Source organism: Limnohabitans sp. (assembly GCF_036804465.1).
GTDB lineage: Bacteria > Pseudomonadota > Gammaproteobacteria > Burkholderiales > Burkholderiaceae_C > Limnohabitans.
Genome location: NZ_DAIRSK010000001.1, coordinates 231,219 through 241,208 on the forward strand (window position 1 = coordinate 231,219; position 9,990 = coordinate 241,208).

8 protein-coding genes are annotated in these 9,990 nt (G+C 55.7%); 4 read left to right on the plus strand and 4 right to left on the minus strand.

Features of this window, described 5'->3' with window-relative positions; translation table 11 throughout:
• The first annotated feature begins 1 nt into the window (after window position 1).
• Both V7Q41_RS01095 and V7Q41_RS01100 read left to right on the plus strand, forming a co-directional pair.
• Window positions 2-1,423, plus strand: a complete 1,422-nt coding sequence (locus V7Q41_RS01095; protein WP_333841671.1) for a sensor histidine kinase — start codon at window positions 2-4, stop codon at window positions 1,421-1,423.
• A 2-nt stretch (window positions 1,424-1,425) separates the two neighbouring features.
• Window positions 1,426-2,499, plus strand: coding sequence for an HD domain-containing phosphohydrolase (locus V7Q41_RS01100; protein ID WP_333841673.1), 1,074 nt, complete (start codon window positions 1,426-1,428; stop codon window positions 2,497-2,499).
• A 24-nt stretch (window positions 2,500-2,523) separates the two neighbouring features.
• On the opposite strand, the gene queF is transcribed toward V7Q41_RS01100, so the two are convergent.
• Complete coding sequence (gene queF / locus V7Q41_RS01105) at window positions 2,524-3,369, minus strand: NADPH-dependent 7-cyano-7-deazaguanine reductase QueF (protein WP_333841675.1); 846 nt, start codon at window positions 3,367-3,369, stop codon at window positions 2,524-2,526.
• Window positions 3,366-4,148 (minus strand): peroxide stress protein YaaA, encoded by a 783-nt coding sequence (gene yaaA, locus V7Q41_RS01110; protein ID WP_333841677.1) that lies wholly within the window; start codon window positions 4,146-4,148, stop codon window positions 3,366-3,368. The genes queF and yaaA overlap by 4 nt, the downstream gene beginning before the upstream one ends.
• A gap of 138 nt (window positions 4,149-4,286) precedes the next feature.
• Between yaaA and V7Q41_RS01115 the strand changes: the two genes are divergently transcribed.
• On the plus strand, window positions 4,287-7,355 hold the full coding sequence (locus tag V7Q41_RS01115; protein WP_333841679.1) for a valine--tRNA ligase: 3,069 nt from the start codon (window positions 4,287-4,289) through the stop codon (window positions 7,353-7,355).
• Window positions 7,356-7,394: 39 nt separating this feature from the next.
• A complete protein-coding gene (gene galU / locus V7Q41_RS01120) occupies window positions 7,395-8,294 on the plus strand; it encodes a UTP--glucose-1-phosphate uridylyltransferase GalU (protein ID WP_333841681.1) in 900 nt (299 codons plus the stop codon).
• Here the strand turns inward: galU and V7Q41_RS01125 are convergent.
• Window positions 8,281-8,508 carry a sulfurtransferase TusA family protein gene (locus V7Q41_RS01125; RefSeq protein WP_333841683.1) on the minus strand — a complete coding sequence of 76 codons (228 nt, stop codon included), beginning with the start codon at window positions 8,506-8,508 and terminating at the stop codon, window positions 8,281-8,283. The two genes, galU and V7Q41_RS01125, sit on opposite strands and share 14 nt — an antisense overlap.
• Window positions 8,505-9,407, minus strand: coding sequence for a cysteine synthase CysM (gene cysM / locus V7Q41_RS01130; protein ID WP_333841685.1), 903 nt, complete (start codon window positions 9,405-9,407; stop codon window positions 8,505-8,507). The genes V7Q41_RS01125 and cysM overlap by 4 nt, the downstream gene beginning before the upstream one ends.
• Between the last annotated feature and the right edge of the window lie 583 nt (window positions 9,408-9,990).

Sequence of the window (9,990 nt, forward strand, 5' to 3'; positions counted from 1 at the left end):
CATGTCCCAACGCCTGAGCACCTCAGACTGGAAAAGCATCAAGCCAGCCCTCTTCATTGGGCTGGCATTGGCACTGCTGCAGATTGGCTCGGGCTTGGCGACTTATCACCAATCCAAAAATATCCTCTGGGAAGGTAAATTTCAAACCGCCCAAAACCTCACGCACGGCCTTGTGGTGGCGGTGGCTGACCAAGTGGTGCTCAAAGACTACGCGGGCTTGGAGTCACGCATCGCACAAACCATGTCCAACGAACAGGTGGCATCGGCCTTGTTGACCGACCTCACAGGCAAGGTCCTGACCCACCTCCAACGCGACACCAAAAAAGAGCCGCGCTTGATCTTTGAACCCAGCCACTTGACCCTGCCAGACACGCAAGAAGCCACCTTGCAGGTGCAGGATGCGCAATTCATCACCACCTGGAACAAGGTGAGTCTGGGGCAAGATTTAGGTTGGGCGCGTGTGCAAACTTACAGCGAACTAGACAACGCTGATTTGGTGGGTTTGCGCCAACAGACCTTGATCTTGTCAGCGCTATCTGTGGTGTCTGGCATCCTTCTTTTGGGCATTTTTTTGTGGCGCAGTTATTTTGTGGTGGTCCAGCGCGAACACCAAATCGAGGTCAAGTTAGACGAAGCCACGCAGCGTTTGATGCAATCTGAAAAACTGGCCTCACTCGGAGAATTGGCAGCCGGTGTGGCGCATGAAATCAATAACCCTGTGGGTTACGTGTCGTCGAACCTTCACACGCTGAAAAAGTACTTAGGCATCTTTGACCGCGTCTTGGATGCGCCTGAAGTCAACACCAGCGAGATGGCAGCTCTCAAGCAAAAGCATAAATACGCATTCATCCGCGAGGAAGTCCACGCCCTGATGAACGAAACACTCGAGGGCTTGACACGCGTCAAGATCATCATCCAAGACCTCAAAGATTATGCCCGCACCAATGCCTCGACAAACTATGTGAGCGCAGACATTCACGTCGGGCTCAAATCGATCCTGAACATTGCACGCAATCAACTCAAACATCGGGCCGATGTGCATTTGTCATTGGGCAACTTGCCAATGATTGAGTGTTCTCCCTCACAAATTGACCAAGTTTTTTTAAACCTCATCGTCAACGCTGCGCAGGCCATGCCCGAAGGCAAGCAAGGCCTGATTCACATCAAAACCGATTGCAACGAGGAACAAGCTTGGATCGAAGTGCAAGACAACGGCTCGGGGATGACCGCCGCTGTTTTGGAAAAAATATTTGATCCCTTTTTCACCACCAAAGGCCCAGGCAAGGGCACAGGGCTTGGTTTGTCTGTCTCTCACAGCATCATTCAGCAACACGGTGGCACGCTGAGTGCCATCAGCACGGTGGGTGTTGGCACGACATTCAAGATCACACTTCCCATCAAACGCCATGTGGCCCAAGGATGACCATGACCTCCTCCAACGAATCATTTGACGCTAGCCAATACAAGGTGTTGTGCGTGGACGATGAGCCCAATATTTTGTCTGCGCTGCGCAGAATGTTGTCTCTTGAGGGCTTCGAGGTGGTCACGGCTGAGGGCGGTGCACAGGCCTTAGAGCAACTCGCGAAGCAATCTATCGATGTGATCATCTCTGACATGCAAATGCCTCACATGGATGGCGCAGAATTACTCGAAAGAGTCACCCAGGAATGGCCGCAAACCATGCGGCTGCTGCTGACTGGGACTTCGGATTTGACGGGGGCGGTTGACGCCATCAACCAAGGCGCGATTTACCGCTACATCGCCAAGCCTTGGAATGATGATGAACTGCTCAGCACCATCAAATCGGCCATTGTGTATGGCACTTTGGTCAATGAGCACGATCGGCTGCAAGCGCTGACTGAGGCGCAGAAAGAGTCGCTCAATGAGATGGTGGACACCCTCGAATCGCGCGTCAAGGAGCGCACCAAAGATTTGCGCGATGCCTATGTGGCGTCGATCAAATCGTTCTCCAATTTATTGGAGCTGCGCCGACCCGACTTGCTGCCGCACTCTCGCCGTGTGGCCACTTTGTCCATGAAAATTGCCAAGTTGGCTGGCTTGGAGGAAGATGAATGCCAAGTCATCTTCATCGCCGGATTGCTCCATGACATTGGCAAGATTGGCTTGAGTGACCGGGTTTTGAACACCAAATTCATTGAACTCCCCCTAGCCGATGCCAAGGTCTACCGTACCCACACCACCATGGGCGAGGCCACCTTGCGAGCGCTGCCTGATATGAATGAAGTGGCCTCCATCATTCGCTCCCACCACGAGTACTTCAATGGCACAGGATTTCCAGATGCCTTAGAAGGCGACGCGATCCCCATTGGCGCTCGCATCGTGGCCATTGCGGAAGCTTTTGAAGAGTTGCAATCAGGCGACTACGCCAAAGCGCATAGCACACCCGCAGATGCTGTGCGTGTGATCAGCAGCAACCGGGGTATTTTGTTTTGCCCTGCGATGGCCGACCTTTTTATCAAAGCGCTTCGCAGTGCTTAAGTTGCCAAGGGTTGCTCGAAAAGATCATTGACGTGCAGTTCGCACATGGGCTGGGACGGCTTGCGGGTGGCTGGTGCGCCAGGGGTTGATGTCGAGCCCGCCCCGACGGGTGTAACGCGCATACACCTCTAAGCGTAGCGGTTGGCAGCGGCGCGTGATGTCCATGAAGATGCGCTCCACGCATTGCTCATGAAACTCGTTGTGGTTTCTAAAACTCACGATGTAGCGCAGCAAACCTGCATGGTCAATTTGTGGGCCGGTGTAGCGGATACGCACACTGCCCCAGTCGGGTTGGCCAGTGACCAAACAATTGCTTTTGAGTAAATTGCTCGTCAAGGTTTCGGTGGTGGGTGCTTCGTTGAAATGAGCAGTGAGCAGCTCTGGGTTGGGCTGGTACTGATCGCATTCCAAATCCAAACGGTCCAAACTCAAGCCGTCTAACTCGTGAATGGGCTCGCGGTCAAACTGCTCGGGCAGCACCAGCTGTACGCCCACGCCTGATTGGATGGGCTCGCCATGCCAAATGGCCGAGCTCAGGTCTTGGCGCAGACGGGCTTGTAAATCACTGATGTTGTCGATCGGGGTGTTGTTGAAGCTGTTGAGGTAGAGCTTGAACGACTTGCTCTCCACGATGTGCGTCGACTCAGCGGGGACGGTGATGCGCGCCAGCGCCACTTGGGGCTTGCCGCGCGTGTTGAGCCAGCTCAGTTCATAAGCCGTCCACAAGTCGGCGCCAAAAAAGGGCGGCTGCCCCGTGACGCCAATTTCGTCACGTTTGGCTTGGCGAGGTATGGGAAACAACAGCGACGCATCGTATTGATCGGCATACGACGATGTTTTACCCAGCTGGGATTGCTCAGGGGTGCTCATTTGCCTCCCTCCAATTGACGACGGAACACTTTGCGGTCTGGCTCGGAGACAGTGGCATCAAACGCATAACCTTCGAGGTTGAAGCCTTCTAAGCCCTTGGGTGTTTTGACTTGGTGGGTGACGGCGTAGCGCGTCATCAAACCACGCGCTCGCTTGGCGTTGAAGCTGATGATTTTGTATTTGCCGCCTTTGTAGTCTTCAAACACGCACTCAATCACGCGGGCCTTCAAGGCTTTGCGGTCTACCGACTTGAAATACTCTTGCGAGGCGAGGTTGACGATGATGGGTTCTTGCTCGGCGCTCAGGCGTTCATTCAAATAACTGGCGATCTGCGAGCCCCAAAATTTGTACAGGTTGTTGCCCTTGTTGTTGGCCAATGTGGTGCCCATTTCCAGGCGGTAAGGCTGCATCCAATCAAGGGGGCGCAGCACGCCGTACAGGCCACTCAAAATGGCCACATGGTCTTGCGCCCAATCCAAATCTTTGGGCTTGAGGGTTTTAGCGTCCAAGCCTTCGTAGACATCGCCGTTGAAAGCCAACACAGCTTGTTTGGCGTTTTTGCTCGTGAATTTGGGGCTCCAAGCTTGGTAGCGCGCCACATTCAGGCTGGCCAGTGCATCACTGAGATCCATCAAGCTGGCGATCTCTTGCGGTGATTTGTCTTGCAAGATGTCAATCAATTCAGCCGACTGCTTCACAAACAAGGGCTGCGTGTGAGGCACGTCACCCGAGGGCGTGTCGTAGTCAAGGGCTTTGGCGGGGGAGAGTAAGAACAACATCGTTGACAGCGGCCTTTGCAAGGAAGCCTGAATTATCGGGTGAGGCGGCATCATCCCCTAGGTAAAATGTGTTTTTTTGCCCACCGGGCCAAGCGGCAGCTGATGTATGCCGTTTTTCTATTGTCTAAAGCACGTCCCATGAGCAACACGCCAGCCCCCCACCTCGAACAACCCGGCCTTGAGCGCCTGTCCAAATCGTTCGAGCCCGCAGCCCTTGAAGCCCATTGGGGCCCCGAGTGGGAAAAGCGCGGCTATGGTGTGGCCGGCTTCCGTGGCACAGGCACACCCTTGGCTCAAGCGCCTGCGTTTGCCATCCAACTGCCACCACCCAACGTCACGGGCACCCTGCACATGGGCCACGCGTTCAACCAGACCATCATGGACAGTTTGACGCGCTACCACCGCATGTCGGGCTTCAACACCGCCTGGATTCCGGGCACCGACCACGCCGGCATTGCCACCCAAATCGTGGTGGAGCGCCAGCTGCAGGCCCAAGGCATCAGTCGCCACGACATGGGCACCAGCCCCGCCGAAGCGCGCAAAAACTTTGTCAGCAAAGTATGGGAGTGGAAAGAGGAATCTGGCAGCACCATCACCCACCAAATGCGCCGCATGGGTGACAGCGTGGACTGGAGCCGTGAATACTTTACGATGGACCCCAAGCTGTCCCAAACCGTGACCGAAACCTTTGTGCAGCTCTATGAGCAAGGCCTGATCTACCGCGGCAAACGCTTGGTCAACTGGGACCCCGTGCTGATGAGCGCGGTGTCTGACCTTGAAGTCGAGAGCGAGGAAGAAGACGGCTCGATGTGGCACATCCGCTATGACTTTGCCGATGGCCCGCAATCCGTCAACGGCGACAGCCTTCAAGGCCTGGTCGTCGCCACCACCCGCCCCGAAACCCTGCTGGGCGACGTGGCCGTGATGGTGCACCCCGAAGACGAGCGCTACAGCGCACTGATTGGCAAGCAAGTGAATTTGCCCCTGTGCGGTCGCACCATCCCCGTGATCGCCGACGACTATGTGGACAAAGCCTTTGGCACGGGCGTGGTGAAGGTCACGCCCGCGCACGACACCAACGACTACGCTGTGGGCCAGCGTCACAAGCTAGAGATGATCTGCGTGCTGAACCTAGACGCGACCATCAACAGCAACGCCCCTGAAAAATACCGAGGTCTCGACCGCTTCGTGGCCCGCAAGGCCGTGGTCGCCGACCTAGAAACCGCAGGCCATTTGGTCGAGGTGAAAAAACACAAACTCATGGTGCCCCGCTGCGCCCGCACTGGCCAGGTGATTGAGCCCATGCTGACCGACCAATGGTTTGTCGCCATGAACCAAGTCGGCAAAGGCGATGCCACCGGCAAGAGCATTGCGCAAAAAGCCATCGACGCGGTGCAGTCTGGCCAAGTGAGCTTTGTGCCCGAGAACTGGGTCAACACCTACAACCAATGGATGAACAACATCCAAGACTGGTGCATCAGCCGCCAGCTTTGGTGGGGCCATCAAATTCCCGCTTGGTATGACGAAGACGGCAAGGTGTATGTGGCGCGTGATGAAGCTGAGGCGCAAGCACAAGCGGACAAGGTTTCGCCTGGCAAGACACTCAAGCGCGACGAAGACGTGCTCGACACCTGGTACTCATCAGCCCTGGTCCCCTTCTCCACGCTAGGCTGGCAGGCTAATGCCGCGAGCGCGGGGGGCGCAGACAGTCTTGCTCCTCTTCGCGATGCTCAGATTGTTGCTGCGCCTGCCTACGCCCCCCACGCTCACGGCAGCAGCCATGGTGCATCCTCTGATTACGATTTGTATTTGCCATCATCTGTTTTAGTGACCGGCTACGACATCATCTTCTTCTGGGTCGCCCGCATGATCATGATGACCACGCACTTCACGGGGCGCGTGCCGTTCAAGCATGTCTACATCCACGGCCTGGTGCTCGATGCGCAAGGCAAGAAGATGAGCAAGTCGGAGGGCAACGTGCTGGACCCGGTGGACTTGATTGATGGCATCACCTTGGAGCCTTTGCTCGACAAGCGCACCCAAGGTTTGCGCAAGCCCGAGACAGCGCCCAAGGTGCGCAAGCAGACCGAAAAAGAATTTCCTGAAGGCATACCTGCCTACGGCGCAGATGCGCTGCGCTTTACGTTTGCCGCACTCGCGTCATTGGGCCGCAGTATCAACTTTGACAGCAAGCGCTGCGAGGGCTACCGCAACTTTTGCAACAAAGTGTGGAACGCCTCGCGCTTTGTCTTGATGAATTGCGAAGGCCAGGACTGCGGCTTGAAAGAGCACACCAAAGCCGAATGCGTGGTGGGTGGCCCCGCCCATGGCTATTTGAAGTTCAGTCAAGCCGACCGCTGGATCGTGTCTAAGCTGCAACGTGTGGAAGCCGAAGTGGCCAAAGGCTTTGCCGAGTACCGACTGGACAACGTGGCCAACACGATTTACGACTTTGTGTGGAACGAGTTCTGCGATTGGTATTTGGAAATCGCCAAGGTGCAAATCAACACAGGCGACGACGCTCAGAAACGCGCCACGCGCCGCACCCTGATTCGCACGCTAGAGACCCTTCTGCGTTTGGCCCACCCCATCACACCCTTCATCACCGAGGAGTTATGGCAAACCGTGGCGGTGGTGGCGGGTCGTGCCAAGGCGGGCGACGCAACTGCGTCCATCAGCATCGCAGCCTACCCCGTGAGCCAGCCTGATCGCATTGACGCGCAAGCAGAGGCCTATGTCGCGCGCGTGAAGTCCTTGGTGGATGCTTGTCGCAACTTGCGTGGCGAGATGGGTGTGTCACCCGCCACACGCATGCCTTTGTTTGCGCTCGCGGGCAGCGAACAAGAACATGCCTTCATGCAAGACGTGGCGCCTGTCTTGCAGGCCTTGGCCAAGCTCAGCGAGGTCAAAGTGTTTGACGACGAAGCGGCTTGGTCAGCTGCCGCACAAGCCGCGCCTGTGGCGGTGATTGGCGAGTTGCGTGCGTGTTTGTTCATCGAAGTGGATGTGGCTGCCGAAAAGATTCGTTTGGGCAAGGAAGTGGAACGGCTACAAAACGAAATCGAAAAGGCAGGCGCTAAGCTCAAAAACGAAGCCTTTGTCGCCAAAGCTCCCCCAGCCGTGATTGACGAAGCCAAGAAACGAGTGGCCGATTTCACCGCCACTTTGACCCAGGTGCAAGCCCAAATTGTCAAATTAAAGTCATAAAGATTCCCTAGAATTGTCACAAACATAGAATTTAAATCCATGACAAAACCACTCACAAAAGCCGTCTTCCCCGTGGCAGGCATGGGCACACGTTTCTTACCTGCCACCAAAGCCAGCCCCAAAGAAATGCTGACGGTGGTGGACAAGCCACTGATCCAATACGCAGTAGAAGAGGCCTACGAAGCGGGCATTCGAGAAATGATCTTTGTCACGGGTCGCAGCAAACGTGCCATCGAAGACCACTTCGACATGGCTTACGAATTGGAGACCGAACTCGAAGCCGCAGGCAAACTCGCCCTGCTCGACATCGTGCGCAGCGTGCAACCCGACGACATGCAGTGCGTCTACGTGCGCCAAGCGCGTGCACTCGGCTTGGGCCACGCAGTGCTGTGCGCCGAGCACTTGGTGGGCGACGAGCCTTTTGCCGTGCTGCTGGCCGACGATTTGATGCGCGGCAAAGCTGGCGGCCCTGGCGTGTTGAAGCAGATGGCTGAAGTATTTGCCCGTACCCAGTCATCGGTGCTGGCGGTGCAAGATGTCCCCCTTGCGCACGTCCACCGCTACGGCGTGGTAGCTGGCAAGGACCTTGGGAACCGCTTGGTAGACATTGAGCAGATGGTCGAAAAGCCCAAAGCAGAAGTTGCCCCCTCGCGCACCACCGTGGCAGGACGCTACATCCTGACCCCTGCGGTGTTCGAGCGCATCCGCGCAGGCGGACGCGGTGTGCAAGGCGAGATCCAGCTGACCGATGGCATCGCTGGTTTATTGGCCACCGAAAAAGTATTGGCCTACGCCTACGAAGGCAAGCGCTTTGATTGCGGCAGCAAAGTGGGATTTTTACAAGCCAGCGTCGAGTTGGCCTTAGAAAACCACGAAGTGGGCGCTGAGTTCCGTGACTACCTCGAGCAACTCAACATCGCGTCATTCAACGCCGCTTAAGGATGTGGACAAAGTCGCTGCCCTCGGTGGTTTGAGACAACAACGCATTGCCCGTCTGCTTGGCAAACGCAGCAAAGTCGCGGACTGAGCCCGTATCGGTCGACAGCACCTTGAGCACCTGACCGCTCTCCATCGCAGTCAGCGCCTTTTTTGCTTTCAAAATAGGCAGCGGGCAGTTGAGGCCGCGCGTGTCTAGCTCTAGGTCAATGTTCATGCGGGAAACACCCCTGTTGACAAGTACCGGTCGCCGCGGTCGCACACAATAAAAGCAATCGTCGCGTTCTCCACCTGCTGCGCAATTTGCAAAGCCACCCAGCAGGCACCAGCGGCCGAAATGCCCGCAAAAATACCCTCTTCTCGCGCCAAGCGACGGCACATCTCTTCGGCATCGTCTTGACTGACGTAGACCAACTCGTCCACGTGGCTTGGGTCGTAAATTTTGGGCAAATACGCTTGCGGCCATTTGCGAATGCCAGGAATACGCGAGCCTTCCGAAGGCTGCGCACCAATGATGCGAATGGCCGAGTTCTTTTCTTTCAAAAAGCGCGACACACCCGTGATCGTGCCTGTGGTGCCCATAGCGCTCACGAAATGTGTGATGCGCCCCTGGGTTTGTTCCCACAGCTCTGGGCCGGTGGTCTCAAAATGGATGCGCGGGTTGTCTTCGTTGGCGAATTGGTCGAGCATGCGGCCCTTGCCTTCGGTTTGCATGCGTTCGGCCAAGTCGCGGGCGTATTCCATGCCGCCGCTCTTCGGTGTCAGGATGAGCTCGGCGCCAAAAGCCTTCATGGTTTGCGCACGCTCAATTGACAAGTCCTCGGGCATGATCAACACCATGCGATAGCCTTTGATGGCCGCCGCCATGGCCAAGGCAATGCCAGTGTTGCCCGAGGTGGCTTCGATCAAGGTGTCCCCGGGCTGAATCTCGCCGCGCTCCTGAGCACGCCGAATCATCGACAAAGCTGGTCGATCTTTGACAGACCCAGCGGGGTTGTTGCCCTCTAATTTGCCCAAAAGCACATTGCCGCGCAGGGCTCGGTCGGCAGCGCCTATGCGCTGCAAAGCCACCAAGGGCGTCTTACCAACTGCATCTTCGATCGTGGGGTAAATCATGTCTGAATTCATAGACCACTACTGTGCCACAAGTCGCGCTTGTCGCTCCTCAAGAGGGTTTGCGTCTCACCCCAACACACATGATTGCAAGTTTGTTTAGCTCAATCAAGAGGTCTTCCTGTGGATTTGAACGCCCTTGAAAGGTGCCCTGGCAGATTCTGGGAAGTTGTTGTTTTCCACGTACGAGCTGGCATAGTCACCCATGTATTGATCGCCCATGGCGTGTGACCCAGTCTGACTGGGAACATACAACGCATCTGTCAAACGGCGATGCAGGCTCAACACTGCGATCCAAACTAATTTGATAGAAGTCATCATCAACCCCCTTTTAAAAGATATAAACAGTTTATATTATTTTATTAAAAATGAACATCCATTAACCACTACTCAAACATTGTTAATAAACATTCTTAAAAAGCAAAGCATCTCAGCTCTGCGGCATTGAGCAACCTAGTCGACCCACAATCTCAGCCACAGGAAGGTGTTTGGAAAATCTATGCCATAATCTCGCTCTTCTCTCCCGTGCCCGGGTGGTGAAATTGGTAGACGCAGGGGACTCAAAAAGTTGAAACCCTTAGTACTA